We start from the raw sequence: 24,359 nt of genomic DNA on the forward strand, positions 1-24,359 counted from the left end.
CCCGCGGCGCAGCGATGATCCAGACACCCGGATCAAAGTAGTTTCACGCAGGCTTGCACCCGCCGAAATGAAACCATGGCTCGCCTAGCGCGAGGCGCATGGAACACGCCTCGCTCCTGCCCCCGCCGCCGCCTGCGGATCGCCTATTGAGCGGGGCGGCCGACACCTCCCCTTCGCTCCGTAAGCGACGCGCGCCAACCCGGCCGCAAGCCATGGATCCGCTTAGCCTCGAAGGGCTGCGCCGTAAGGGGCTGCGTTTTTTGTGTATCGGCGGATGGACGATGAGCGGTCTTTTCGCGATGCTCGCATTTCTTACCACGTCGAAAATCTGGGCGGTGGTTTCCTTTGGCCTCGCCCTCAATATTCTAGTCACACTTCTGGCGCGCCGAGGGCAACTGACATTCTCCGAGCGCGCGCTTGTCGCGTTGGCGACATGCACCTTCCCGCCCAGTCTTATCCTGTGCTTTCTCTTGGCGGGTCACCATGTCGATGTTCTGGTCCCGCACTTGATTACCGTGATCCTCTTCGTTGCGCTTTACGATCGACGGATCGTCCTGCTCGGTAGCTCGCTGTGTATGGTCAGCCTCCTGGTGTTTGAGTTTATGAAGAGGGCCGACGAGCTGTCTCAGCCGATCACCTGGCTGGGCACCTTGATGGAACTGGTCGGCATGATCTTTGTGACGGTGATCTCCGTCAGCATCTGTTCGGCGGTGGACCGGCTCTTCCATAGACTCGAAGCTTCGCGGGATGAAGGCGCGCGACGCAACGCGCTGCTTGAGAAACAGTCAGTCGAGCTGGATAGCGCGATCCAACGAGCCGAAGCCGAACGCCAGGAACGCGAGAAGGTCGAGGTCGAACAGCACGCCGAACGCAAGGCACAACTCATGCAGTTTGCAGAGGAATTCGAAACCTCGATCAGCGTCGTGACCAAATCGGTTTCACAATGCGCGAAAACTCTCGAAAGCACCATCAGGATGCTCAACGCCAACGCCCATGATACGGGACAGGGCGCGGTCGAGGTCAGCGAAGGCGCGCAGGCGGCGAGCAACGCGGCGCGGCTGGTGGCCGACGGGATCGCCGAGCTTTCCTCGTCCATCGCCAATATCGCCTTTGACGCAGACCAGCAGAACGATCTTGTCTCACAAGCCACCCAACGCTCGGTTTCCGGTGGCGACGCAATCGGAGGTCTGGCCAAACGCTCCGAGACGATTGGCGAGGCCACCCGCGCTATCGTTCGCATCGCCGAGCGCACTAACCTCCTCTCGCTCAACGCAGCGATTGAAGCGGCCAGCGCCGGTCAGGCCGGGCGCGGCTTCACGATTGTCGCGCAAGAGGTGAAATCGTTAGCCGCGCAAGCGAGCAACGCGGCGATTGAGATCGAGACTTTTCTCAAGGGCGTGCGCGGAGGCACGCTCGAAGCGGAACGCAGCTTTCGCGCGAGCGACAGCGTGATCAGTTCACTCGCCGAAACCGCCGACGCCATCCGCTCGGAAGTGGACAGGCAGCGCAAATCGGCGGACACCATCGAAGACTACGCCAGAAACGCGGCGCAAGATGTCGGTGCCATGGCTGTGCGCAGCGAGAATCTCGCAAGCACCGCTGCCGCGACCGAGAAACTCTCGAACCAGCTCGGCGAAGTCGCTTCGACCATGGCGCGCAATGTGCGTGATCTGGAGCAATCCACCGCGCAGTTCGTCACAAATCTGAATGCGGGCTAAAGCGCTGCGCGTGGTTCTGAAGTGCGGTCCTCCTCGGACCCGCCATCTTCCTGCTCCTGCGGCCTTGCATCCGTTGTTTGAACCTGGTCGGGCTCAGGGACGTCCTCTTTCAAGCCATCCTCCAAAGCCCCTTGGCCTCCCCATCGACCCGAATTGCCCCAACTCGATTCGTGCAGGCCTTCAAGCGCCGCCTCGCTTGTGGTGGCCGGGCTATGATCGAACGGTCCGCGCCCGTAATCGAGCGCGTCCTGCACGGCGCTGCATCCGGTCAGACACAGCGCTGCGGTGGCTGTTAAGAGAGCTATGCGAGCGAGCATCAGTCTTCGGGCTCCGTGGCCTTGGACGGGAACGCATCGCTCGGCGGAACCTGACCCTGCGCGCCGATAACGCCCTCGCCCTGCGCCCCGTTGGCGCTTTCACCCTCCGAGCCGTTGGCGCTGTCGCCCTCGAAGGCCACGTCCCAGTAATCGTAAACCACCTGCAAATAGCGCTCCAGCGCGCCCAGAAACACAGATGAGGGGATGCCATCGCGCCCTGTAAAGATCGCCCATTGCGCCAACGGATCTCCATCGTCATCCCGCCAGACCGAGATATAGCGGTAATCGCGATTGGCCTTGGCGACCGCTTCGAAGGGGATTGGAGTGCTGCGATCCCAACGGGTGGATAGAACCAGCGTCTCGCAAAAATCGGGCACAGCCTCATCGCAATCCTTGAACAAGATGCTTGAACGCAGCCCGTCATTTTCGATCAGTATCGCGGTGATATCCTCTTCGGACTCTCTAGGCAGCAGCTCGACACTCTCATAGCCAGCCTCATTCAGCAGCGCGCTTAGCCCGGGTGCATCCATCGCCGTCGCGACAGTCGCGGGAGCTGCCCGCGACCGCGCCGCGTCCTCCGCGTCCGCTCGATTCTGCGCCAGGACGCCGCCCGGCAGCATGCCGCCAAGCGCGATAAGCGCCGGAGTGATAAAGGTACGGATCGCGTTCTTCCCCATGGCTAAAGCGGTGCGCGTGTTGCGCGTTCAACAAACAAGGCAAGCGCCGGAACGAACAGGGTCGCGAGGAAAGAGAGAACTTTCACCGAACCCAGGGATGATGCCAACCCGGCCAAGAAATCATTGCCACTAAAGCGCATAAGCTGGGTGAGTTGTGCAAGGGTTTCAAGATAGTCGGTAATCAGGAAGGTGACGGCGCTGGCCAGAATTACCCAGCCCAATCCAGATAGCGCCCGGCTTTCGGAACCGCGGTAGCGCAATCCTGCCAACACGCCTCCGGTTCCGTAGACGCCGATAAAGACAAGATCGCAAACCATCGCCACACGCGCCTGACCCAGCAGGCCCGCCGCACGCCACGCGCCTTGAACGGCGTCAACGCGCGCCGCATCGGGCGCAGCCTGGTGATCGAGTATCCCGGCTGGCACCGCATCGATTGCGAGGGGCGCGTGAAGGACGATCGACACAGCGAAGATCGACAGGCCGCCGAGCCACCAGAACAGAAAGGTCTTTCTGGAGACGCTCACCGTTGCACCAGAAACGCCGTGATGGCCTCTCCTAGCGCCGCATTGGTCACGCTGTTGAGGTGCGTGCCCGGTACCTCTTTGAACACCGCATCCGGCAGAACTCTGGACAGTTCCCGGCCCGATCCGTTGTCGTTATCGTCGACGCCGCAAATGACCGCGCTCGGCGCGGCGATGTTGGAAAGCGCCGCAATGTCGAAGTCCCCCATCCCATCGAGCAAGAGCCGCGCCGCGACCCGATCAACCCCTTGCGACTTCAAGAAGGTACGGGCGGTGTAGAGAGGGCTGTCGGGTTTGATGGTGTCGAACTCGTCGATAACGCGCTTGAAATGCGCTGCGCGTCTCTCCCATTCGCCAAGGCCCGCCAAGCCCATGCCGCACACCACAAGCCGGCGGGGCCGCAGAACCCCATGCGCCGCCGCGTGCAAAGCGGTGCGCGCACCAAGCGAGAAACCGACAAGGTCGTAGCGCTCGTCTTCAAGGCCGAGATAATCGACCAGTGCCGACGCGTCGCGCACCAGAACGCCGGGCGGGTACGCAGCCGGATCGCGCGGAGCATCGCTTTCACCATGCGCGCGAAAATCGAGCATGATCGCTTCAAATCCGGCGTCGGCCAAACGCGCGCCATGGCCCCATTTGATCCAGTTCATGAAAGCGCTGGAAAACAGGCCGTGAAGCAGCACGACCGGGTGTCCGGCCCCTTCGCGATGGATTGCCAGGCGCGCTGCGTCGAAGCTTTCGAAATAGGATGTGATGGGCGCGCTCACCGCTTTGTCAGTCCTTTTTGCTCCATACGCCATTTGGCCATTTCGAACCGGTCCTGACCAAAGAAGGGCTCGCCCTCGAAGACACAGGTCGGCACCCCCCAATGTCCCGCGGCTTCGAGCGCGTCCTGATTGGCGGCAATCTCCGCGTCGATCGCGTCGGCATCGCTCACCGCCTCGGCATCGAGCTCCGCCAGATCGAGCCCCGCCCGCTCAGCCGCGCGCGCCAGATGATCGCCTTCATGCCAGCCATCGACCTCGCCCGAAAAGATGATGCGCGAGACCTCGTCGGCAAACGCCATGCCCTTGCCCCGGCGCGCAGCGGCCTGGCCGATCCGGCATACACGTTCGATCAGCGGCTGATCTTTCGCGATCTCGCGCGTGGCGAGGTTCTGCGCGACCGGATCGGGCTGCGGCCAGCGGATCGGGATACCCAGAAACTCTCCGCAGCGCATCGAATCGCGCAGGATGTACATCGCCGCCGCCGGATTGCCGGTGAAGAGGAGATCGGGATCGCGCACGGCAATAGGCCACACGACGCGCAGCGCGATATCGACGGTGTATTGCTCGGCAAGAGCGCGATAGCGACCAATCGCGAGATAGGAGTACGGCGAGCGAAAGCTGAAGAAGAGATCGGCGCTAAGTGTCATGATGCCCCCTCACCGCGAAAAGCATTGCGCGCCAGCGTAGAGCATGACCACCTCATCGTCCTCAAAAAAGCCGCCCATGGCGTTGCCCAGCGCAAACTCGTCGCCAAGCGTGCTGTCTTCGATCGCAAAAAAGCCGTCCGCGTTCTGAGCCTCGGCGCGCGGTGTGCCGATCTGGACCTCTCCGACAACGCGCGTCGCACCGAATTTGTCGCTGGTGTTCCAGCCCACCAGATTGCCGCGTTGAAAGTTGACGATGAAGCCGCCGGTGTATTCGGTGAATTGCATCGTGCCCGTCCCGCATTCGGCGTTTTCGCTGATTTCGACGGGCTCACCCAGGATCGGCTGGAGCGCGGCCTCGACCTCGCTTCGTCCTGCGGCAAAATAGAACGCTTCCGGGCCGGCAACGAGCCCTTGGCCGCGCAGCACCACTTCATCGTCGGCCACATGCGGCGTGCCCGCGCGCAGCTGTTCCTGCCCCGGAGGCGGAACACCGCCGCTATCGCACGCGGCCAGGCCCAGCGCGGCCAGCGTCATCCATCCAGCGCGTATCATGGCGCGTCCTTCTCTCCCTCGCTCACAATGCGTCCCTCGCCCCGTATCAGCAGCACGAGCGCCGTCAGGATCGCTCCTGAAAAGGCCAGCGCCAAATCCTTTTGCGCGTCCCATATGTCGCCTTGCTGCCCGTTATAGGCCTCGACATTATCGGGGGCCAAGACGATTGAGAGCAGCCACTCGAAGACTTCGTAAAGCGCGCCGGTGGCGAGAACGAATTCCACCGCGAAGTACACCGAAAGCTTGAACGACACGCCGGCCGCGCGGTGGAGAAGATTCGCCATCGGCGCCACCATCAGCAGCCCGAACGCAAAGTGGGCCAACCGGTCGTAGTGGTTGCGCTCCCAGCCCATCAGCGGATTGAGCCCGGTTCCAAACAGCGCCTCGAACCACATATCATAGGGCGTGTTGGTGTAAGTGTAGCGCCCTCCCAGAGTGTGGATCGCGAGGAAAGCGAACACGCACAGCCAGGAGCGGTCCGACAAACGCCAGCGCCTGGCGAGCCAAGGAAACGCCAGCAGGAAAAGCGCGGTGGGCAGGTGATGCAGCACCGCCACTTGCGGATAGGGCTGATCGATTTGCGCCGCGACGAGCCCCATCGCGCCGAGCGCCAGCATCCAGCGCTGCGCGCGGCTGAGATGGTGCCAAAGGGTCAAGGGATCACCCCTTCTTGAGGTGTCGGCGGCCCAGAAGCTCGGCGATCTGCACCGCGTTCAGCGCCGCGCCCTTGCGCAAATTGTCGGAGACGCACCACAAGGTGAGGCCGTTCTCGACGGTCGGGTCTTCGCGCACGCGGCTGACATAGGTCGCGCTATCGCCGGCCGCTTCAACCGGTGTGACGTAGCCGCCGTCCTCGCGCTTATCGATCAGCATGACGCCGGGCGCCTCGCGCAGGATGGCCTGCGCCTGCTCCGCGCTGATCTCGTTCTCGAACTCGATATTCACCGCTTCGGAGTGGCTCACAAAAACCGGCACGCGCACACAGGTGGCGTTCAGCTTTATCCTGGGGTCGAGGATCTTCTTCGTCTCGACCATCATCTTCCACTCCTCCGTAGTCGATCCGTCATCGAGAAAATCGCCGCCATGGGGAATGACGTTGAAGGCGATTTGCTTGGGATAGACGCTGGGTTCGACCGGATCGCCGACAAAGATCGCGCGCGATTGCTCGAACAGCTCGTCCATACCCGCCTTGCCTGTCCCGGAAACCGACTGATAGGTCGAGACCACGACGCGCTTGATCGTGGCCGCGTCGTGCAGCGGCTTCAAGGCGACCACGAGCTGCGCGGTCGAGCAATTGGGGTTGGCGATTATGTTGCGCGCGGCGTATCCGTCTATCGCGTCCGGGTTCACCTCGGGCACGATCAGAGGCACGTCGGGTTCCATGCGAAAGAGCGAGGAATTGTCGATCACGACGCAGCCAGCAGCTGCCGCCTTGGGCGCGTATTCCTTGGCCGGGCCGCTGCCCGCCGCGAACAGGGCAATATCCCAGCCTGCCCAATCAAAATGCTCGATATTCTTGCATTTGAGCATCTGGCCGGTGTCGCCGTATTCGACCTCCGTTCCCTGCGAGCGCGAGGACGCGATCGCCGCGACTTCATCAACCGGAAACTCGCGCTCGGCGAGGATTTGCATCATTTCGCGCCCGACATTGCCGGTCGCTCCAACGACTGCCACCCGATAGCCCAATTCACACACTCCAAATGATAGTTTGCTTGGCGCGCACCGCTGCCGCGCTTATCGCCAATTGGCAAGCGATAACGAGGGAGAGCGGGTTAAATGGATACGCAGGGCTGGAAGAGCAAGGCACGCTATTTCACCTTTCAAGGCCACCGGATCGCCTACTGGACGGGAGGCGATGAAACCGCGAAACCGCTGCTTCTGGTCCACGGCTTCCCGACCTGTTCGTGGGACTGGGTGCCGATCTGGAAGACCCTGGGCGCCAAGCGACGCCTGATCGCGTGCGACATGCTGGGCTTTGGTCTTTCCGACAAGCCGCGCGCTGGCTTCGGCGGCCCGAGAAACGGCAAAGGCTATACGATCCATTGGCAGACAGACTTGCAGGCCGCCCTTCTTACCCATCTGGGCGTTGAGGATTTTGACGCCCTGGTTCACGATTACGGCGTCTCGGTCGGGCAGGAAATGCTGAACCGACAGCAGCAGGGCACTGGCTTTCATCGCTTGGGCCAGTGCCTGTTTCTCAACGGCGGCCTTTTCCCCGAACAGCACCGCGCGCGGCCCTTGCAGAAACTGGGCGTCTCCCCGGTGGGCTTTGTCCTGGGACTGATCATGAGCCGCAAAGGCTTTGGCAAGAGCTTTTCCGAGGTTTTCGGCCCCGATACGCAGCCCAGCGAAGCCGAACTCGACGCGTTCTGGGAGTTCATCAGCCACAAGGGCGGCAACCGCATCCCGCACAAGCTGCTGCATTACATCGCCGATCGCGTGACCCACAAGGAACGCTGGGAGGCCGCGCTTGTGGGCGCGCAAGACAGGATTGGTCTTATCAACGGCGCGCTCGATCCGGTGTCCGGCCGCCATGCGTGGGAGCGCTGGCGGCAGGTGCTGCCCGATGCGCGTCAGCACCTGATTGAGACCGTGGGCCACTACCCGCAGGTCGAAGCGCCCGATGAGGTGGCGGGCAAGGTGCTGGACTGGCTATCCGGCTGACCGTCACCCCGGCGCAGGCCGGGGTCCAGATCCTCAGGATCGCGCGTAGAAGCTGGATCCCGGCCTGCGCCGGGATGACGGTCTGTGCGGTTACTCCGGCGGCGTCACCCCGTGCGCCTCAAGAAAGCGGAAGATCGAATTCCACATATGCGGCGAGATGCTCGGCCCGGAGACGCGGTGCGTGTAACCGGGATAAAGCATCATCTCGAACGGCACATTGCCTTCCTGCAGGACGCTGATGAGTTCCGAGGAATTCTCGAACACCACATTGTCATCGGCCATGCCATGAATGAGCAGCAGCGGATCGCTGATCCCGGTCGCCTCGGGGATCGCGCTCGCCTTCTCATAGGCCTCGGGCACTGTGCGCGGATCGCCCATGAAGCGTTCGGTGTAGTGCGTGTCGTAAAGCTCCCATTTGGTCACCGGCGCGCCGGAGATGCCGGCGGCGTACAGACCCGGATCGGCTTCCAGCTGCTTGAGCGTCATGTAGCCGCCATACGACCAACCATAGATCGCGATCTTTTCCGGATCGACAAACCGGAGCGTCTTCAGGAATTGCGCGCCACGCTTTTGATCCTCCACCTCGATCCCGCCCATCGCGCGGTAGATCGGTTGCTCGAAATCGACGCCGCGATTGGCCGTGCCGCGCCCGTCGAGCGCGAAATAGATATAGCCCTTGTCGACAATCGCCTGCGCGAGCGTGCCGCCCCAGCTGCGATCCACGATCTGAGGGCCCGGGCCGGAATAGTGATAGTAGAACACCGGATATCGCTTCCCCGGCTCGATCCGAGGCAGCATGACCATGTAGTGGAGTTCGGTGCCGTCCTCGGCCTCGATCACACCGTATTCCGGTGTGACATGGCTCAGAACGTGCGGCTCGTACGGGTGGCCCGCCTCGATCCGGTTCTCCTCGATCCAGGTCAGGCGTTCGCCCTTGCTGTCCGCCAGATAGCTTTGCGGCGGCTGATTGGGGGCCGAGCGCGTGACGATCATCTGCCGCCCCGTTTTGTCCATCGAGGCGCCGTTCGTATAAGCCGGATCGGTCAGCAGGGTGCCGCGTTCGCCAGCGTCGAGATCCGCCTTGTAGATCTGCTGCGTCAACACATTGGTCGTCTGCTGGAAGAAGACTTCGCGCGTCTCCTCGTTGACGCCGACCAGCGAAGTGACGGGCTCTTTGCCAAAGGTCAGCTGGGTCCAGTCGCTTCCATCGAAGCGATAGAGGTGCCCGAACCCGCTGCGCTCTGACCACCACAGCAAGGTGCCATCTTTCAGGAAGCGATAATTGTCGCTGAGATTGATCCAGTACTCCTCGCGCGCGGCCTTCTCGGTGAACCACACCTCGCTCTCGCCAGTCGCCGGATCGACCTTCAGCATATCGAGCACGGTCTGCTCGCGGTTCTGGCGCTGGACGTAGATCGCGCTGCCATCGGGCGCCCAGTCGACGCGGGCGATATAGATGTCGGTCTCTTCGCCCAGATCGATCGTGACCTTGCCCGAGCCATCGGGGTTCATCACGAACAGCTCGACAATCGCGTTGTCGCTGCCCGCCACCGGATAGCGTTGATCGAACACCTTGGTGCCCGTCGCGCCGATCGCGGCGCGCGTGACGATACCGACCGGGCTCTCATCGGTGCGCTGGACGACAAGGCGGCTGTCATCCGGGCTCCACCAATAGCCGTCCATCCGGCTCATCTCTTCCTGCGCGACGAACTCCGCCTCGCCCCAGCGGATCGTATCGCCTTCCCTGGGCGTGATGGGTGCGGCTTCCTCGCCCACCTTGCCCACCCAAAGCTGGCGGTCCCGCACGAACGAGACATAGCCCGATTTGCTGGAGAGCTTCGGGTTGAGCTCGCTTTCTTCGGTGTCCGTCAGTCGGGTAACACCCGCGCCATCCGCCCCGCCGACGCGCGCGAAGTAGAGATCGCCATCGAGCGGCACGAGCACGCCGGAGCCGTCGCTCGCCCATTGATAGCTGATGATGCCTTTCAGGTTGCCGACCCGCGCGCGTTCGCGCTGCATCTTCTCATCTTCGGAAAGCTCGCGGCCCGATCCCAGCGCCTCGGAATCGACCAGCATGCGCCATTCGCCGCTCGCAATCTCATAGCCCCACAGGTCATAACGCTCGGAGTCCGTCTCCCGGTTGCGCAGGAGGGTCAGAAATCGGCCATCGGGCGATAGCTCGACCCCGCGCGGCACCGGGCCGTTCAAGGACGGCGAGGCGAACACGCGTTCGAAGGACAGTTCAGTTTGGGAGCTCACGTGGTCGTCGGCCATGGTTGGAGTGGTCAGCAGAGCAGCAACGGCAGCAAGGATCGGTAAGCGCATTTCAAGGACAGCCCCTCTTAGAATCGTCATGGCGAGCCACCGCAAGGTGACGCGGCAATCCAGCGTTGCACGCTGGATTGCTTCGCTAACGCTCGCAATGACGAAAAACCGTTGGATTTGCAAAGCCCAACACGAAAAGGGCGGCCCCGCAGGACCGCCCTTCTATGATTTCGCTGTCGCGAAGCTTACGCCTTGGGGGCGTTCTCGCGGCGCTCGGCGATGCGCGCACGCTTACCGGTGCGGCCGCGCAGATAGTACAGCTTGGCACGGCGCACGACACCGCGGCGCACCACGGTGATGCTGTCGAGGATCGGCGAATAGAGCGGGAACACACGCTCCACGCCTTCGCCAAAGCTGATCTTGCGCACGGTGAAGTTGGAGCCCATGCCGCGGTTCGAACGCGCGATCACCACGCCCTCGAAGTTCTGGACACGCTCGCGGTTGCCTTCCTTCACCTTCACGCCGACGCGCACGGTGTCGCCCGCGCGGAATTCGGGGATCTCTCTTTCGACCTTGCCGATTTCTTCGGCTTCGATTTGCTGGATCAGGTTCACTGGTCCGTTTCCTTGTTCTTTCGCTGCGCGCCAGAGGCAGACTGGTCCCGAGCGCCCGTATGACGCTCCCAAAGGTCCGGCCTGCGTAACCGTGTAATTTCCTCGGACCTGGCTTGGCGCCAGGCCGCTATCTTCGCATGATCCCCCGATCGCAGCACTTCGGGGATCGTGCGCCCTTCCCATTCCTGAGGTCGGGTGTATTGCGGGTACTCCAAGAGGCCATCCTCGAACGACTCTTCAGCCCCGCTGTCGGGCGCGCCCATTACTCCGGGAAGCAGCCGAATGCAAGCGTCGAGTATGGCGAGCGCGGCGGGTTCTCCGCCGGAGAGGACGATGTCGGCGAGGCTGACTTGCTCGATTTCGGGCCGGGCGTCGAACAGACGTTCGTCAAAGCCTTCGAACCGCCCGCAGATGATGGTGACACCGGGGCCGGACGCGATCTCGCGAATGCGCGCCTGTGTAATCGGTTTCCCACGCGGGGTCATGGCGAATACAGGCACTTCGACTTCCCCTCCCTTGAGGGAGGGGATTGAGGGGTGGGTTTGCGAGGTCTCCGGCGTGGGAACCCCCACCCCCGCCCCCTCCCCGCTGGGGAGGGGAGATGAAACCGAATCCAAAGCCCGCGCCAGCACATCGGCCTTCAGCACCATGCCCGCCCCGCCGCCTGCCGGCGTGTCATCGACCGTGCGGTGCTTATCGGTGGCAAAATCGCGGATCTGAACGGTCTCGCACGACCAATCCCCGCGTTCGAGCGCACGGCCCGCGAGGCTGACGCCGAGCGGTCCGGGGAACATCTCCGGATAGAGGGTGAGAATGGTGGCGGCGAAGGTCATAATTCGGACGCTCTATTCGCGGTTAAATAACGCGCGATTTTCCTCCGCAACGATTATTACCGATGCCCCCACGAATGCAGGCACTAGCAACACCAAAGTAACGAAAAAGATGAATGAGAAAGCGCCACCTAACCCTGGAGATTCCAGGTCGTAAAGGACACTCGCTAATCCGGTGGCGGCGATGCCATACAAAGAAGGAGACACGAGAAGGGCCGCTGCTACGGAAGTCAGATACCTCAGCCATGTCACTTTGAGAAACCGACAAACCAGCTTCACAAGTCCGAAGTGCCCCAGAGCGGCAATCATCACGGCCAGTGCTACAGCGACCAATTCACCCCATCCTTAGCCCGTGTATCGACATTGAGCTCAAACACATCGGGCCGCGAGTAGTGGCCGTCGGTGTCGAGGCTCGCCAGTCCCTGCCCGATTTCTGAGAGGTCCAGCTCGGCGTGGAGGATTTCCTCGCCCTCCCCGGCCTGCGCCAGCACGCGCGCATCGGGGGCGATGATCATCGAACCGCCGCGGTTTAGCACCGACGCGTCGATCGCCTCGAACAGCTCGCGCGCTTCGGGCGATCCGCCCACACGCATCAGGCCTTCGAACAGATCTTCCTTGGCCTGCACCAGCCCTGCCGCGAGGACGAAACACCTTCCCTCCATCGCGTAGTGCCGCGAAGCCAGCGCGTATTCCTCGCGCACCGTCGGCCAGGCGGCGACGTGCACCGCCTCACCGAGATTGTGCATCGCCGCGCGCGCGAGCGGCATCCAGTGTTCCCAGCAGATGAGATTGCCCGCCCGGCCCCATTCGGCCTCATGGACATTCAGCGTCGAGCCATCGCCGCGCATCCAAATCAAGCGCTCGCCATGCGTGGGCACCAGCTTGCGGTGATCGAGCGGGTCTTGTCCCGGACGAAACAACAGCTGATTGTTGTAGAGGCTCGAACGCAGCCGCTCATGCGCCCCGATAGAGATCACCGCGCCGCTTTCATCACACAGCTCTTGCAGCGGGAGGAGCCGTTCGTCACCCGAAACGATGGCGTGATCGAGCATGATCTGGTGGCACGCGCGTGTGCCCGGATGGTCCCACAAAGCGGCGCCGGGCGCCTCGTCGAGCCATAACGGATAGCCGCCCAGAAACGTCTCGCCGAACGCGACGAATTGCGCCCCGCCCTCGATAGCCTCGCGCGCGAGCCGAGTGGCTTTCTCGATGCCACCGACGAAATCGAGCGGGATCGGCGCGGCCTGGCAAATGGCGACGTTGAGTTTGGTCATTTGCGCTTCAACAAGCTCCAGATCGCTTTCCAGAATCGCGCTTCGAGCAGCATGAGCTTCGCCACCCATTCGGGCATGGCAAAGTCCTGTTGCAGTTCCTTCGCGCTCACCCCCCGGCGGTAGATCGCGGCGAGGACCTTCCACAAGACCCAGCTCTCGAACGCCAGCACGAAGATGAAGAGCGCGTTTCGAATCGAAGAAAGCTCTTCAATAAGAAACTGGTTTGCCTCCGGCACGATCAAGCTCGCCGCGAAGAGGCCGATGCCGGCAATTGCCACGCAACGCAGCGCACGCGCCTTCAGCCCAAGCTCGCTGGAGAAAAGCACGAGGTATAATACCGGCATGAACAGGCACAAATCCACCAGCGCAACCCACTCGGCACGCGGGTAAGCCGTCCAGTCCAACCATTGAGCAAACGCCCACTCGATCGCGATTGCGATCGGTAGGACGAGGATGAAAAACCACTTCTCGTTCGGCTTTGAAAGGCTGAAAGGCATGAAGCAACGCCCCTTCTCGCTGGATGGGTTAATCCTCGGCGAAAACGGCGGCGATCACAAGCCTTTGCGCATCCCACTCGATCACTGCCTGCCCGGTCATCGGCACCATGAAGGTCTTCATGCCCCCCTTTTTCATATTGGCGCCGGGCACCGGGTCTTTCTCGATTTCGAGGATATCGCTCGCGCCGAAATTCTGGACGGCGATCACGCGGCCGACGTGCGTGCCTGCGTCGGATTCGACCGCGAGGCCGATCAGATCTGCGTGGTAATATTCGCCCTCTTCAAGCGCGGGCAGAGCCTCGCGCGAAACCGTGAGCACGGTCCCGCGCAGGCGCTCGGCCTCGGTGCGGTTCGAGACACCGGCAAAGCGCGCCACCGCGCCGCCTTTATTGTCGGAGCGGATTTTGGTGAGCCTCAAAGCGCCCTCATTGAAACTCTTGTGCCGGGAGAGCGCCTCGACGCCCTCCCCGAACAATTTCAAACGCACTTCGCCATTCACCCCATGCGCGCCGGTGATGGCGGCGAGTTCGATGGGTTTTTGGCCATTAGCCATGCCCCGCCCCGTTCGTCCTGAGCTTGTCGAAGGACTGCACTTCCACTTTCACCTCGCGCAAAAGGAAGAACGGGGCTTCGGAGTCGAAGACGGCGCCGCGCGCCACCGGCTCAGCCCGAACGGATTGGCCGAGATGGGCCTTAGCCCTCGGCCTTCTCTTCGCCTTCCTCGGCAGCTGGCTCCTCTGCGGGCGCCTCTTCGGCCGGCGTTTCTTCAGCCGGTGCTTCTTCGGCAGCGACCTCTTCCGCCGGAGCTTCCTCAGCGGGCGCTTCGGCTTCGGCCTTGGCGGCTTCTTCGGCTTCCTTCAGCTTTTCCGCCTTCTCTTCGGCGCGCTCCTTGGCCTTTTCGCCCGGCTCGGCCTTTTGCGGGTTGTTGCGCGGCGTGCGCTCGAGAATGCCGGCGGCATCGAGGAAGCGCAGCACGCGGTCGCTCGGCTGGGCGCCAACACCCAGCCAGTAGCGCGCGCGATCTTCGTTGAGCTTCACGCGTTCGGGCGAATCCTTGGCGAGCAGCGGGTTGTACGTGCCGATCTGTTCAAGATACTTGCCGTCGCGCGGGGACCGGCTGTCAGCCGCGACAATGCGGTAATAGGGGCGCTTCTTGGCGCCGCCGCGCGAGAGACGAAGTGCAATAGCCATTATAAATTACCTTTCAAGATTATCTGTTTGAATTTGAATTACTTTGTTTGTCGTAATGATCATTTCTTGGGGCCACCAAGGCCGGGTAGTCCGGGCGGAAGACCGCCGCCGCCCTCTCCTCCGGGACCGCCAAGGCCGGGCAAGCCGCCCGCGCCGCCACCCATTCCTCCGGGCCCGCCAAGGCCGGGCATCCCGCCGCCGCCGAACATCGCGGCAAGGCCCTTGAGCCCGCCCATCTTCTTGATCTGCTTCATCGCGCGGCTCATCTCCTGATGCATCTTCAAGAGCTTGTTGACGGTCTGAACGTCCGTGCCGCTACCTCTGGCCACACGCTTCTTGCGCTTGGCGTTCATCAGGCCGGGATTGGCGCGTTCCTTGGGCGTCATCGAACCGATGATGGCGTCCATATGGACCAGCACCTTGTCGTCCATGTTGGAGGCCGCCATCGCGGCTTTGGCCTTCTTCATGCCCGGCATCATGCCCGCCAGCATGCCCAGACCGCCCATATTCTGCATCTGCTTCAACTGCATGCGCAGATCGTTGAGGTCGAACTTGCCCTTCTCGAAATTCTCGGCGAGCTGCGCGGCCTCTTCTTCCTTGATCGTCGCGGCGGCTTTCTCGACCAGACTGACGACATCGCCCATGCCCAGAATGCGGTCGGCGACCGAGTTCGGGCGAAACGCTTCGATCGCGTCGAGCTTCTCGCCGGTGCCCGCAAACTTGATCGGCTTGCCGGTGACCGCGCGCATCGAGAGCGCTGCGCCGCCGCGTGCGTCGCCGTCCATGCGGGTGAGCACAACGCCCGTCAGCGGCACTTCGCCCGAGAAACTCTGCGCGACGTTGACCGCGTCTTGCCCCGTCAGCGAATCGACCACCAGCAGCACTTCGGTCGGCGCCGACACGCTGGACACCGCCTTCATCTCGGCCATCAGCGCTTCATCGACATGCAGGCGACCGGCGGTGTCGAGCAGGAGAACGTCGAAATTCTGGAGCCGCGAAGCCTCCATCGCGCGCCGGGCGATATCCACCGGCTGCTGCCCAGCGACAATCGGCAGGGTCGCGACACCGACCTGCTCGCCCAGCACCTTGAGCTGCTCTTGCGCGGCGGGACGATTGACGTCGAGCGAGGCCATCATGGCCTTTCGCCCATGCTTTTCACGGATCAGTTTGCCGAGTTTCGCGGTGGTGGTCGTCTTACCAGAGCCTTGCAGGCCGACCATCATGATGACGACCGGCGGTTTGGCGTCGAAATTCAGGCCTTCACCGGCCATCGCCGATTGCGGATCGTCGGGATCGCCGCCCAGCATCGTGACCAGTTCGTCGTGGACGATCTTGATGACCTGCTGGCCGGGCTTGACCGACTTGAGCACCTCGGCGCCCACGGCCTTTTCGGTGACCGCGTCGATGAAGCGCCGCGCGACCGGCAGCGCGACATCGGCCTCGAGCAGGGCAACGCGCACTTCGCGCATGGCGTCGCGCACGTCCTGTTCCTTAAGTGCGCCGCGGCCCTTTAGCTTGTCAAAGACGCCACCAAGGCGGTCGGACAGATTGTCAAACATAGCGCGCATCCTTGAGGCTGGGGGCCGCTGCAATTTTTTGGTCGCATGGCCGAACCGAAAAAGTGGTGCCCACTTTTCCTGGCCACGCGCCGCGGCCCTTGAGCTTGTCAAAGACGCCGCCAAGGCGGTCGGACAGATTGTCAAACATCGTCTTCAACTCCTGCCCGACTTGCCGGCCGGGTATTAAACGCGAAAAACGCCGGCGGACGAAACCTCGTCGGCCAGCGTGCGGTGCCTCTGTCCCAAGAGACGCCCTTATTGTGCCTTGATGGTGGAGCCTAGCGGGATCGAACCGCTGACCTCAACACTGCCAGTGTTGCGCTCTCCCAGCTGAGCTAAGGCCCCCCGAAATCAATCGGTATCCATCAATTCGTGACCCTACAAGAAATAGGGGCAATGTCTCGCTCTCGCAAGAGAGCGCGCCGCTTAAGCGCGTCCCTTGCGAAACGCAAGTTCAAAATCAGTTATCGTCGTCGCCGTCGTCATCGCCCTTGCCGGCCGCGACCCCCAGATCATCGTCGCCGCCAAGATCGACGTCGTTGTCGGGCGAATCGTCGTCATCATCGATGTTTTCGATATCCTTCAGATCATCATCATCGTCGCCGCCCAGATCGCTGTCGGGTTCCTGATCCTTGTTCTTTTCGGGATCATCGACCGGGATCGGCTGCTTGGATTTGAGAACGGGCTCGGGATACCATTGGTGGCCGTTCGGGCTGGTCACCGGGTTGTCGTTGCCAAGATCATAGAAGCGCTCACCGGTTTGCGGACAGGTGCGCTTTGTTCCCCATTCGGGCTTGGGCATAATCGTGTTCCTCTAAGGTCCTGCGCGCGGCGCAGGGTGCGTCTATGCGCGAAACAATGGTGCTGGACGCGGCGGGAATCAAGACGCCCGACGCGTCGAAGGCGCGCCGCTTGCCAGAAGGGTGGAGCGCTGTCAAAGACCGCGCTCGCATGCCCCACTACACTTTCACTTATAACGGACCCTTGACCGGGACTTTGCGCGTGCCCGGCGACAAGTCGATCAGCCATCGCGCGCTGATGTTTGCCTCGCTGTGCGTCGGGACGAGCCGCATCACCGGCCTGCTGGAAGGCGAAGACGTGCTTGCGACCGCGGCGGCCATGCGCCAGCTGGGCGCTCGCATCGAGCGCGAGAGCGACGGCGTCTGGCGCGTCGATGGCGTCGGCCTAGGAGGGCTGCTGGAACCGGCCCAAGCGCTCGATATGGGCAATTCGGGGACGTCGACACGGCTTTTGATGGGCCTTCTTGCAAGCCATGGCCTCACCGCGACCTTTGTCGGCGATGCAAGCCTTTCGGGCCGCCCGATGAAGCGCGTGATCGCACCGCTCTCGCAGATGGGAGCGGCGTTCGAGCCTTCGCGCGGAGGCACTTTGCCGCTGATGCTGCGCGGCGCCCAGCCCCCCGTGCCGATCACCTACCGCCTGCCCGTCGCAAGCGCGCAGGTGAAAAGCGCGGTGCTGCTGGCCGGGCTCAACACTCCCGGCACAACGAGCGTTATCGAACCCGTGCCAACCCGCGACCACACCGAGCGGATGCTCAGCGCGTTCGGCGTCGAAGTCGAAATCGCCGAGGAAGCGGGCGAACGCGTCATATCGGTCACCGGAGAAGCGGACCTGAGCCCGTGCGATGTGGTCGTGCCGGGCGATCCGTCCTCGGCAGCATTCTTCCTTGTGGCCGCGCTGGCTGTGCCGGGAAGCGATCTTGTTATCGAGAATGTCGGGCTCAATCCCACCCGCGCCGGGATCATCTCGGTCCTGCGCGAAATGGGCGGCGCGATCGAGGAGTTGAACCCGCGCGAGGTGGGCGGCGAACCCGTCGCCGATCTGCGCGTTCGGCACTCGGCGCTCAAAGGTATCGATGTGGATCCGGCGCTCGCACCCAGCATGATCGACGAGTTTCCGGTGCTCTTCGTTGCCGCCGCTCTGGCCGATGGCACGACACGCACCAGCGGTCTTGAAGAGCTGCGCGTCAAGGAAAGCGACCGCCTCGCCGCCATGGCCGCCGCCCTGACTTCTGTCGGCGCGCGCGTGGTTGAGCTACCCGATGGCCTTGAGATCGAGGGAACCAGCGGAGACCCTCTTCGAGGCAGCGCCAACGCGGCGGTCGAAACCCAACTGGACCACCGCATCGCCATGGCGATGGCGGTCGCGGGCCTCGCCAGCCACGACGGGGTGCAGATCGACGACACCGCCCCGATCGCGACGAGCTTTCCGACGTTTATGGAGCTTCTTCAGGAAAGCTCGGGACGATAGCGGGCGGATGCTGCGCAAGCCTCTGACACGACGCCTCTTTGCAGCCGTGCTGTTGTACGGTTTCGCGATCGGCGCCGTGTTCTTCTGGCGCTCCGAAGGCCCGATCAGCGAGCAGGGTTCGATGATGGCGATCAACCTGATGTTCGCGACGCTTGGTCTGGTAATCCTGCACTTTCGCTGGCGGCGCCAGGAGGCGCGCGTCCTGACACCCAAGAAGGCTGAGGACATTTTCTCATGATTATCGCCGTCGACGGCCCCACCGCCTCGGGCAAAGGCACGATTGCCAAGCGCTTGGCGGTGCATTTTGGCGTGCCGCATCTCGACACGGGCCTGCTCTACCGCGCCGTCGGGCGACAGGTGGCGATCAATGAAGGCGATCCGGATAATGAATCCGATGCACTGGCAGCGTGCGCCTTTTCCGACGATCTGCTGGACGATGATATCCTGCGGTCCGAAGAAGTGGGCGGGCTCGCCAGCCGCGTGTCGGTTCACCCGGCGGTGCGCGAGGCGCTGTTCCGGCGCCAGCGCGCCTTTGCCGAACAGCCCGGCGGCGCCGTGCTCGACGGGCGCGATATCGGCACCGTCATTGCGCCCGATGCCGATGTGAAGCTGTTCATCACCGCCAGCGTGCACGAACGCGCCCGGCGACGCTGGCTTGAGATGACCGCCAGCGGTTTTGGCCGCGAAATCGAAATCCCGCTCGACGAGATCGAGAAGGACATCGTGGCCCGCGACGCCCGCGACATTCAGCGCGCCGACGCGCCGCTCAGGGCCGCGCCCGACGCTCTGGTGATCGACACGACCGCGTTTGACCGTGAGCAGGCGTTCGAGACGGTGCTGGAGGCGGTTAAGGAGGCTCTGCAAGCAGGCTAGCGGGGCAGAACTCAGACCTGCGGTTGGTTGGCCGTGATGGGTCTAGGCAGGAACCCAAAGGTCCGTCGACAATTCGCATCAAAAGCCAGTCCGACCCCAAGACCGGCTGCGATCGATACAAGGAACGCGACGATGAAATTCCCGCCAGCAGCGAGGACCATCCACTGAACCGGAGCATGCACGGCATAGAGCGGGAATGAAATCGCACCCAGTTTGCAGGCCAGTCGTGAGTACGGCAAAGAAAGCGCTCCGAGCATCATGACCGGGCTCACGATTATCACAAAAAGCAGCTCAAACCGCAGATCGTCAGCCTGACTGATCAGCCCAACCAGCAACGGAAATAGGAGCAGTAGCGGCCATGCGAAGTGGATCGAAATCCGCTCTCGATCTCCGTTCCAACGATAGAGAACTATGCCTAGCGAATAGGACATGATGACGCGTGGCACGCCGAGCCAGAATGTCTCGGCCTCGTGCCCCATATGCGTTCCGTGCGCCCCCAGATAGGGCAGCATGACGATTGCACATACCAAGGAGACTGCAATCAGCGATGCCATTCCAAAATCCTTGAGAATCGCTGCATGGAACCAGTTGGCCAGCAATTCGAAGAAGATCGACCAGGCCGGCGGGTTAAGCGCGATCTGGTAGCCTATCATCGGCAGGATGAGACCGAAGACGAGATAGGGCATCAACGTCTCTGCCGATAATCCCTGCATTGCAAAGTGCAGCCCGCCAAGTGCGACTCCGATCACGAGCAGAAGCCAAAGCCTCTTGAAACGCATGATAAGAAAATCGAGCGATTGCGGCATTCTGCTTTCAAAAGCACGGGCCAATACGAAGCCCGACAGCATGAAGAACAGGTCGACAGACACATGGCCGCGAACTAGGATTGTTTTCCCGAAATCGCCATAGCCGGAGAAATACGCGGCATGGTTATAGGCGACGATTAGAGCTGCGATGCCGCGTAATGCCTCCAATCCTGGCAGTCTCTTCGTCATGGCCGCCTGCATGGACGGGTTTGCCTAATATCCTGCTAATTCCTTAGGTTGCGCCTGAGGTCCTGATGCAATACCTGACTTTCCGCTCTCAAGAAAACCGCTATTCCCTTGCCTTTCGGGCTGGTTTCGCCTAGGCGCGCGCCCGTTCTCGAAATCTATTGGATTGAAGGAACCTTCGCAGCGGCATCCGGCCTTGCGGAGAGATCGGCCTCTTGCCCTGCTAGCCCTCGCAATGGTGCGTGGGAGGCAGTTTAAGACCCCGGAGAAACCGGTGGCCGGTAGCAAAACGAAAACAGGACTGCCCCTTACCTATGGCAACTGCACCTAACCCCCAGGAAATGCCGACGCGCGACGACTTCGAAGCGCTTCTCAATGAACAACTCGGCGGCGCCGGCGATGAAGGCTTTGAAGGCCGTGTCGTCATGGGCACTGTAACCGCGATTGAAGCCGGTTACGCCGTCATCGACGTGGGCCTCAAAAGCGAAGGCCGCGTCAACCTCAAGGAATTCGCGCGCGGCGAAGACGATCACGGGCTTAGCGTCGGCGACGAAGTCGAAGTCTATGTCGACCGTGTCGAGAACGCCGATGGCGAAGCGATGCTCAGCCGCGACCGCGCCCGCCGCGAAGCCGCCTGGGACAAGCTCGAAAACGAATTTGGCGAAGGCAAGCGCGTCGAGGGGCGTATTTTCGGCCGCGTCAAGGGCGGCTTCACGGTCGATCTCGACGGCGCCGTCGCCTTCCTGCCGGGAAGCCAGGTCGATATCCGTCCCGTGCGCGATGTCACCCCGCTGATGGAAGTGCCCCAGCCCTTCCAGATCCTCAAGATGGACCGTCGCCGCGGCAACATCGTCGTCTCGCGCCGCGCGGTCCTCGAAGAGACCCGCGCCGAGCAGCGCAGCGAACTGATCGACAAGCTGGCCGAGGGTCAGGTGATCGACGGGGTGGTCAAGAACATCACCGATTACGGCGCCTTCGTGGATCTGGGCGGCATTGACGGCCTGCTCCACGTCACCGACATGAGCTACAAGCGGGTCAACCACCCCAGCGAGATCATCGAAATCGGCCAGACCGTGACCGTGCAGATTGTGCGCATCAACGCCGAAACGCAGCGCATCAGCCTGGGCATGAAGCAGCTGGAAAGCGATCCGTGGGACGGTGTATCCGCCAAGTACCCGGTCGGCGCCAAGCTCACCGGCACCGTCACCAACATCACCGAATACGGCGCGTTCGTGGAACTGGAGCCGGGCATCGAAGGCCTGGTCCACGTCTCGGAGATGAGCTGGACCAAGAAGAACGTCCACCCCGGCAAGATCGTCTCGACCAGTCAGGAAGTCGACGTGATCGTGCTCGAAGTCGACAGCGAAAAGCGTCGCATCAGCCTTGGTCTCAAGCAGGCCCAGCGCAATCCGTGGGACGAGTTCGCCGAGAAGCACCCGGTCGGCAGCGAAGTCGAGGGCGAAGTCAAGAACGCCACCGAATTCGGCCTGTTCATCGGGCTCGATGGCGACGTCGACGGGATGGTCCACATGTCCGACATCGCCTGGGGCATTTCGGGCGAGGACGCGCTGGCGCTTCACCGCAAGGGTGAAGAGGTCAAGGCGGTCGTGCTCGATGTCGATGTCGAGAAAGAGCGCATCAGCCTTGGTATGAAGCAGCTCGAAAAGGGCGCGCCGAGCGCCGAGGGCGCCGATACCAGTTCCTTGCGCAAGGGTCAGACGGTTACCGTCACGGTCCTCGAAGTGCGCGATGGCGGCCTCGAAGTGCAGGTCGGCGACGACGGCGCGACCGGCTTCATCAAGCGTTCCGACCTTGGCCGCGACCGCGACGAGCAGCGCCCCGACCGCTTCCAGGTCGGCGCGAAGGTCGATGCGATGGTCACCGGCTTCGACCGTTCGAAGAAGCCCAACTTCTCGATCAAGGCGCGTCAGATCGCCGAAGAGAAGGAAGCGGTGGCGCAGTTCGGTTCGTCCGACAGCGGCGCGTCGCTGGGCGACATTCTGGGCGAAGCGCTCAAGAAGTCCGACGACTGATCGTGTGAATGATGTGAGCTCCTGCGAAAGCAGGAGCCCATGGCATCACCTGACTGGGTTCCTGCTTGCGCAGGAACTCACAATGGGACAGAGGCCCGCTTTCCCGACCGGAGAGCGGGCCTTTCCTAATCCGGTGACCAGCGGTATCCTCGCGTGCAAAGAGAGGACCCCATGCTGCACGTTCACCAATTCCCCTGCCTCACCGACAATTACGGCTTCCTGCTCCATAACTCGGTTACCGAAGAGACCGCCGCGATCGACACGCCCGACGCGAAGGAATACCTCAAACAGGCCGAGGCCAAAGGCTGGACGATCACGCATATCTGGAACACCCACTGGCACCCCGATCACGCCGGCGGCAACACCGAGATCGTGGAGGCGACGGGCGCGCGCGTTCTGGCTCCGAAGGAAGTCGAGAAACTCTCGCACATCGACCGCGTGGTTGCGCATGGCGATGTCGTGAATCTGGGCGAGCACAGCGCCAACGTGATCGACGTATCGGGTCATACCAACGGGCATGTCGCGTTCCATGTTGTCGAGGAAGGCATCGCGTTTGTGGGCGACGCCGTGTTCGCGCTGGGCTGCGGCCGGATGTTCGAAGGAGAGCCCGAGCAATTCTGGGACAGCCTCGATCGCATTCGCCGCATGCCCACCGCGACCACGCTCTACTGCGCGCACGAATACACCGCCGCCAACGCGAAGTTCGCGCTGCACGCGGACCCGGACAACGAAGAGCTCCAGGCCTACGCTGCCGAGATCGAGGCCAAACGCGCGAGGGGCGAACCCACCGTGCCTACGGTTCTGAGCCGCGAGCTCGCCACCAACCCCTTCCTCAGGGCCGACGACCCTGCGATCATCGCCAAATGGGGCGGCAGCGCACCGCACGAGACTTTTGCGGCGTTGAGAGCGGGTAAGGACAACTTCTGAGGTGGAAATGAGCGCAATGCACCTCCCCTCCCCTTGGGAAGGGGAGCAAGGGGTGGGGGCTGCGAGAGATTTGCAACGCACTACCACCACCCCCAACCCCCTCCTTCGAAGGAGGGGGCTAAGCTGTGAAAGCGCTGTGCGTTGAGAACCTGAGCGAAGACCTGTCAGGCGTTTCGCTCGTCGATATCCCCGTGCCCAAGCGTCAGCCCGGCGAGGTGCTGGTGCGCGTCCGCGCCGCTTCGCTGAACTACCCCGACTTGCTGATGACGCGCGGGGCGTACCAGTTCAAACCGGAGTTACCCTTTACCAGCGGGCTTGAATGCGCGGGCGAAGTGATCGAGGCCGATCCCGAAAACGGCTTGTCAGCCGGTGACCGGGTCATGGGCGGCAACAAGACCGGAGCCTTTGCCGAGGTGGCGAGCTTGCCCGCGCGCGCGCTCTCGACGATGCCGGCGAACTTCTCCTTCGCGCAAGCTGCGGCCATGGGCGCGGCCTACTCAACCGCTTACACAGGACTGGTCGAGCTGTGCGGGCTCGAAGCTGGGCAACGCGTGCTGGTGACCGGCGCCAGCGGCGGTGTTGGCCTCGCCGCGCTCGATCTGGCCAAGACCCTTGGCGCCAAGGCCATCGCGGCGACAGGGGTCGACGCGAAACGCGCCGATATCGAACGGTTTGCCTCGCCCGATGCGGTGATCGTCAGCAAAGGGCGCTTCCGCGAAACCGTGTCGGAGCTTACGGACGGCAAACTGTGCGACATAGTCTTCGACACGGTGGGCGGCGACGTCTTTGACGAATGCACACGCTGCGTCGCTTTCGGAGGCAAGCTGGTGGTCGTCGGCTTCACCAGCGGTCGGATTGCCGAGGTCGCGGCGAACATTCCGCTGATAAAGGGGTTCTCGATTGTCGGGCTTCGCGCCGGTGAATACGCGCGGCGCTTTCCGGAGCGCGGCGCTGCGATCAACGCCGCCCTTCGCGAGCTGGCGCAAGCGGGCCAGATCACGCCCGCGCTCGCCATGGAGCTGCCTTTGTCGCGCTGGCAAGAGGGCTTTGCGGCCATGGCGGAGCGTCGCCTTGTGGGCAAGGTGGTGTTCGACCCGTCCCGATAGAGCAAGGGCGCCCCGATAAACCGCTCAACCCAGGGCGTGCACACAAGAAAGGCGGCCCAAAATG

Annotated in this window: 28 protein-coding genes and 1 tRNA gene; 8 read left to right on the forward strand and 21 right to left on the reverse strand. The window is 62.6% G+C overall.

The annotated features are described in order from the left end of the window. The first annotated feature begins 281 nt into the window (after positions 1–281). Positions 282–1,718: a methyl-accepting chemotaxis protein gene (locus tag QNI87_RS05415; RefSeq protein ID WP_300595038.1), complete on the forward strand. Its 1,437-nt coding sequence runs from the start codon at positions 282–284 to the stop codon at positions 1,716–1,718. On the opposite strand, the gene QNI87_RS05420 is transcribed toward QNI87_RS05415, so the two are convergent. The 8 genes from QNI87_RS05420 to QNI87_RS05455 are packed head-to-tail and all read right to left on the reverse strand — an operon-like array spanning position 1,715 to position 6,885. Then, positions 1,715–2,035, reverse strand: a complete 321-nt coding sequence (locus tag QNI87_RS05420; RefSeq protein ID WP_300595040.1) for a hypothetical protein — start codon at positions 2,033–2,035, stop codon at positions 1,715–1,717. The genes QNI87_RS05415 and QNI87_RS05420 overlap by 4 nt on opposite strands. After that, positions 2,035–2,712, reverse strand: a complete 678-nt coding sequence (locus tag QNI87_RS05425; protein ID WP_300595042.1) for a YbjN domain-containing protein — start codon at positions 2,710–2,712, stop codon at positions 2,035–2,037. The genes QNI87_RS05420 and QNI87_RS05425 overlap by 1 nt, the downstream gene beginning before the upstream one ends. 2 nt (positions 2,713–2,714) lie before the next feature. Then, a complete protein-coding gene (locus QNI87_RS05430) occupies positions 2,715–3,236 on the reverse strand; it encodes a hypothetical protein (RefSeq protein WP_300595044.1) in 522 nt (173 codons plus the stop codon). Then, complete coding sequence (locus tag QNI87_RS05435) at positions 3,233–4,033, reverse strand: alpha/beta fold hydrolase (RefSeq protein ID WP_300595046.1); 801 nt, start codon at positions 4,031–4,033, stop codon at positions 3,233–3,235. The genes QNI87_RS05430 and QNI87_RS05435 overlap by 4 nt, the downstream gene beginning before the upstream one ends. Beyond that, positions 3,997–4,647 carry a DsbA family protein gene (locus QNI87_RS05440; protein WP_300595048.1) on the reverse strand — a complete coding sequence of 217 codons (651 nt, stop codon included), beginning with the start codon at positions 4,645–4,647 and terminating at the stop codon, positions 3,997–3,999. The genes QNI87_RS05435 and QNI87_RS05440 overlap by 37 nt, the downstream gene beginning before the upstream one ends. Before the next feature lie 9 nt (positions 4,648–4,656). Then, positions 4,657–5,199 carry an aspartate-semialdehyde dehydrogenase gene (locus tag QNI87_RS05445; protein ID WP_300595050.1) on the reverse strand — a complete coding sequence of 181 codons (543 nt, stop codon included), beginning with the start codon at positions 5,197–5,199 and terminating at the stop codon, positions 4,657–4,659. Further along, positions 5,196–5,855, reverse strand: a complete 660-nt coding sequence (locus QNI87_RS05450) for a DUF2238 domain-containing protein (protein ID WP_300595051.1) — start codon at positions 5,853–5,855, stop codon at positions 5,196–5,198. The genes QNI87_RS05445 and QNI87_RS05450 overlap by 4 nt, the downstream gene beginning before the upstream one ends. Before the next feature lie 4 nt (positions 5,856–5,859). Then, the gene (locus QNI87_RS05455; protein WP_300595322.1) at positions 5,860–6,885 is read right to left on the reverse strand and encodes an aspartate-semialdehyde dehydrogenase; all 1,026 of its coding nucleotides are present in this window, start codon (positions 6,883–6,885) and stop codon (positions 5,860–5,862) included. A 90-nt stretch (positions 6,886–6,975) separates the two neighbouring features. Between QNI87_RS05455 and QNI87_RS05460 the strand changes: the two genes are divergently transcribed. After that, a complete protein-coding gene (locus QNI87_RS05460; protein ID WP_300595053.1) occupies positions 6,976–7,863 on the forward strand; it encodes an alpha/beta hydrolase in 888 nt (295 codons plus the stop codon). Positions 7,864–7,953: 90 nt separating this feature from the next. Here QNI87_RS05460 and QNI87_RS05465 read toward each other — a convergent pair whose 3' ends face one another. The 12 genes from QNI87_RS05465 to QNI87_RS05520 form a co-directional block, all read right to left on the reverse strand. Further along, positions 7,954–10,218, reverse strand: coding sequence for a S9 family peptidase (locus QNI87_RS05465; protein ID WP_300595055.1), 2,265 nt, complete (start codon positions 10,216–10,218; stop codon positions 7,954–7,956). Between the two features lie 155 nt (positions 10,219–10,373). After that, complete coding sequence (gene rplS, locus QNI87_RS05470; protein ID WP_300595057.1) at positions 10,374–10,742, reverse strand: 50S ribosomal protein L19; 369 nt, start codon at positions 10,740–10,742, stop codon at positions 10,374–10,376. Next, positions 10,739–11,575 carry a tRNA (guanosine(37)-N1)-methyltransferase TrmD gene (gene trmD, locus QNI87_RS05475; protein ID WP_300595059.1) on the reverse strand — a complete coding sequence of 279 codons (837 nt, stop codon included), beginning with the start codon at positions 11,573–11,575 and terminating at the stop codon, positions 10,739–10,741. Before trmD ends, rplS begins: the two co-directional genes overlap by 4 nt. Positions 11,576–11,587: 12 nt before the next feature. Next, complete coding sequence (locus tag QNI87_RS05480) at positions 11,588–11,905, reverse strand: hypothetical protein (RefSeq protein ID WP_300595061.1); 318 nt, start codon at positions 11,903–11,905, stop codon at positions 11,588–11,590. After that, the gene (locus tag QNI87_RS05485) at positions 11,893–12,846 is read right to left on the reverse strand and encodes a carbon-nitrogen hydrolase family protein (protein ID WP_300595063.1); all 954 of its coding nucleotides are present in this window, start codon (positions 12,844–12,846) and stop codon (positions 11,893–11,895) included. The genes QNI87_RS05480 and QNI87_RS05485 overlap by 13 nt, the downstream gene beginning before the upstream one ends. Beyond that, complete coding sequence (locus tag QNI87_RS05490) at positions 12,843–13,343, reverse strand: hypothetical protein (RefSeq protein ID WP_300595065.1); 501 nt, start codon at positions 13,341–13,343, stop codon at positions 12,843–12,845. Before QNI87_RS05490 ends, QNI87_RS05485 begins: the two co-directional genes overlap by 4 nt. A 28-nt stretch (positions 13,344–13,371) precedes the next feature. Then, on the reverse strand, positions 13,372–13,896 hold the full coding sequence (gene rimM, locus QNI87_RS05495) for a ribosome maturation factor RimM (RefSeq protein ID WP_300595067.1): 525 nt from the start codon (positions 13,894–13,896) through the stop codon (positions 13,372–13,374). Between the two features lie 140 nt (positions 13,897–14,036). Continuing rightward, positions 14,037–14,534 (reverse strand): 30S ribosomal protein S16, encoded by a 498-nt coding sequence (rpsP, locus tag QNI87_RS05500; protein WP_300595068.1) that lies wholly within the window; start codon positions 14,532–14,534, stop codon positions 14,037–14,039. A 59-nt stretch (positions 14,535–14,593) separates the two neighbouring features. Further along, complete coding sequence (ffh, locus tag QNI87_RS05505; RefSeq protein WP_300595070.1) at positions 14,594–16,093, reverse strand: signal recognition particle protein; 1,500 nt, start codon at positions 16,091–16,093, stop codon at positions 14,594–14,596. Then, positions 16,086–16,241 (reverse strand): hypothetical protein, encoded by a 156-nt coding sequence (locus QNI87_RS05510; protein ID WP_300595072.1) that lies wholly within the window; start codon positions 16,239–16,241, stop codon positions 16,086–16,088. The genes ffh and QNI87_RS05510 overlap by 8 nt, the downstream gene beginning before the upstream one ends. A gap of 121 nt (positions 16,242–16,362) precedes the next feature. Then, positions 16,363–16,438: transfer RNA gene (locus tag QNI87_RS05515), tRNA-Ala, on the reverse strand. A 115-nt stretch (positions 16,439–16,553) separates the two neighbouring features. Beyond that, the gene (locus tag QNI87_RS05520; protein WP_300595074.1) at positions 16,554–16,895 is read right to left on the reverse strand and encodes an FYDLN acid domain-containing protein; all 342 of its coding nucleotides are present in this window, start codon (positions 16,893–16,895) and stop codon (positions 16,554–16,556) included. Positions 16,896–17,044: 149 nt separating this feature from the next. On the opposite strand from QNI87_RS05520, the gene aroA reads away from it, so the two are divergent. Genes aroA through cmk form a run of 3 tightly spaced genes read left to right on the forward strand, consistent with a single transcriptional unit; the run spans position 17,045 to position 19,237 of the window. Further along, positions 17,045–18,364 carry a 3-phosphoshikimate 1-carboxyvinyltransferase gene (aroA, locus tag QNI87_RS05525; protein WP_300595323.1) on the forward strand — a complete coding sequence of 440 codons (1,320 nt, stop codon included), beginning with the start codon at positions 17,045–17,047 and terminating at the stop codon, positions 18,362–18,364. A 7-nt stretch (positions 18,365–18,371) separates the two neighbouring features. After that, positions 18,372–18,602, forward strand: a complete 231-nt coding sequence (locus QNI87_RS05530) for a hypothetical protein (protein WP_300595076.1) — start codon at positions 18,372–18,374, stop codon at positions 18,600–18,602. Then, a complete protein-coding gene (gene cmk, locus QNI87_RS05535) occupies positions 18,599–19,237 on the forward strand; it encodes a (d)CMP kinase (RefSeq protein ID WP_300595078.1) in 639 nt (212 codons plus the stop codon). Before QNI87_RS05530 ends, cmk begins: the two co-directional genes overlap by 4 nt. An 11-nt stretch (positions 19,238–19,248) precedes the next feature. On the opposite strand, the gene QNI87_RS05540 is transcribed toward cmk, so the two are convergent. After that, positions 19,249–20,244, reverse strand: a complete 996-nt coding sequence (locus QNI87_RS05540; protein WP_300595080.1) for an acyltransferase — start codon at positions 20,242–20,244, stop codon at positions 19,249–19,251. Between the two features lie 299 nt (positions 20,245–20,543). On the opposite strand from QNI87_RS05540, the gene rpsA reads away from it, so the two are divergent. From rpsA to QNI87_RS05555, 3 genes are all read left to right on the forward strand, one after another. Next, the gene (gene rpsA, locus QNI87_RS05545; RefSeq protein WP_300595082.1) at positions 20,544–22,262 is read left to right on the forward strand and encodes a 30S ribosomal protein S1; all 1,719 of its coding nucleotides are present in this window, start codon (positions 20,544–20,546) and stop codon (positions 22,260–22,262) included. Positions 22,263–22,433: 171 nt separating this feature from the next. Next, positions 22,434–23,189, forward strand: a complete 756-nt coding sequence (gene gloB / locus QNI87_RS05550; protein WP_300595085.1) for a hydroxyacylglutathione hydrolase — start codon at positions 22,434–22,436, stop codon at positions 23,187–23,189. Between the two features lie 125 nt (positions 23,190–23,314). Next, a complete protein-coding gene (locus QNI87_RS05555; protein WP_300595087.1) occupies positions 23,315–24,295 on the forward strand; it encodes an NADPH:quinone oxidoreductase family protein in 981 nt (326 codons plus the stop codon). Positions 24,296–24,359: the final 64 nt, after the last annotated feature.

The sequence above is a fragment of the Erythrobacter sp. genome, from assembly GCF_030066995.1.
GTDB lineage: Bacteria > Pseudomonadota > Alphaproteobacteria > Sphingomonadales > Sphingomonadaceae > Erythrobacter.

Excerpts from the sequence above, each read along its gene's own strand:
- ffh (WP_300595070.1), bottom strand. The coding sequence starts at position 16,093 with ATGTTTGACAATCTGTCCGACCGCCTTGGTGGCGTCTTTGACAAGCTA.
- QNI87_RS05415 (WP_300595038.1), top strand. The coding sequence starts at position 282 with ATGAGCGGTCTTTTCGCGATGCTCGCATTTCTTACCACGTCGAAAATC.
- rpsA (WP_300595082.1), top strand. The coding sequence starts at position 20,544 with ATGGCAACTGCACCTAACCCCCAGGAAATGCCGACGCGCGACGACTTC.
- QNI87_RS05420 (WP_300595040.1), bottom strand. The coding sequence starts at position 2,035 with ATGCTCGCTCGCATAGCTCTCTTAACAGCCACCGCAGCGCTGTGTCTG.
- QNI87_RS05540 (WP_300595080.1), bottom strand. The coding sequence starts at position 20,244 with ATGCAGGCGGCCATGACGAAGAGACTGCCAGGATTGGAGGCATTACGC.
- QNI87_RS05520 (WP_300595074.1), bottom strand. The coding sequence starts at position 16,895 with ATGCCCAAGCCCGAATGGGGAACAAAGCGCACCTGTCCGCAAACCGGT.
- QNI87_RS05485 (WP_300595063.1), bottom strand. The coding sequence starts at position 12,846 with ATGACCAAACTCAACGTCGCCATTTGCCAGGCCGCGCCGATCCCGCTC.
- QNI87_RS05460 (WP_300595053.1), top strand. The coding sequence starts at position 6,976 with ATGGATACGCAGGGCTGGAAGAGCAAGGCACGCTATTTCACCTTTCAA.
- trmD (WP_300595059.1), bottom strand. The coding sequence starts at position 11,575 with ATGACCTTCGCCGCCACCATTCTCACCCTCTATCCGGAGATGTTCCCC.
- QNI87_RS05435 (WP_300595046.1), bottom strand. The coding sequence starts at position 4,033 with ATGGCGTATGGAGCAAAAAGGACTGACAAAGCGGTGAGCGCGCCCATC.
- rpsP (WP_300595068.1), bottom strand. The coding sequence starts at position 14,534 with ATGGCTATTGCACTTCGTCTCTCGCGCGGCGGCGCCAAGAAGCGCCCC.
- QNI87_RS05440 (WP_300595048.1), bottom strand. The coding sequence starts at position 4,647 with ATGACACTTAGCGCCGATCTCTTCTTCAGCTTTCGCTCGCCGTACTCC.
- QNI87_RS05530 (WP_300595076.1), top strand. The coding sequence starts at position 18,372 with ATGCTGCGCAAGCCTCTGACACGACGCCTCTTTGCAGCCGTGCTGTTG.
- QNI87_RS05490 (WP_300595065.1), bottom strand. The coding sequence starts at position 13,343 with ATGCCTTTCAGCCTTTCAAAGCCGAACGAGAAGTGGTTTTTCATCCTC.
- rimM (WP_300595067.1), bottom strand. The coding sequence starts at position 13,896 with ATGGCTAATGGCCAAAAACCCATCGAACTCGCCGCCATCACCGGCGCG.
- QNI87_RS05465 (WP_300595055.1), bottom strand. The coding sequence starts at position 10,218 with ATGACGATTCTAAGAGGGGCTGTCCTTGAAATGCGCTTACCGATCCTT.
- aroA (WP_300595323.1), top strand. The coding sequence starts at position 17,045 with ATGCCCCACTACACTTTCACTTATAACGGACCCTTGACCGGGACTTTG.
- QNI87_RS05425 (WP_300595042.1), bottom strand. The coding sequence starts at position 2,712 with ATGGGGAAGAACGCGATCCGTACCTTTATCACTCCGGCGCTTATCGCG.
- QNI87_RS05445 (WP_300595050.1), bottom strand. The coding sequence starts at position 5,199 with ATGATACGCGCTGGATGGATGACGCTGGCCGCGCTGGGCCTGGCCGCG.
- cmk (WP_300595078.1), top strand. The coding sequence starts at position 18,599 with ATGATTATCGCCGTCGACGGCCCCACCGCCTCGGGCAAAGGCACGATT.
- gloB (WP_300595085.1), top strand. The coding sequence starts at position 22,434 with ATGCTGCACGTTCACCAATTCCCCTGCCTCACCGACAATTACGGCTTC.
- QNI87_RS05510 (WP_300595072.1), bottom strand. The coding sequence starts at position 16,241 with ATGTTTGACAATCTGTCCGACCGCCTTGGCGGCGTCTTTGACAAGCTC.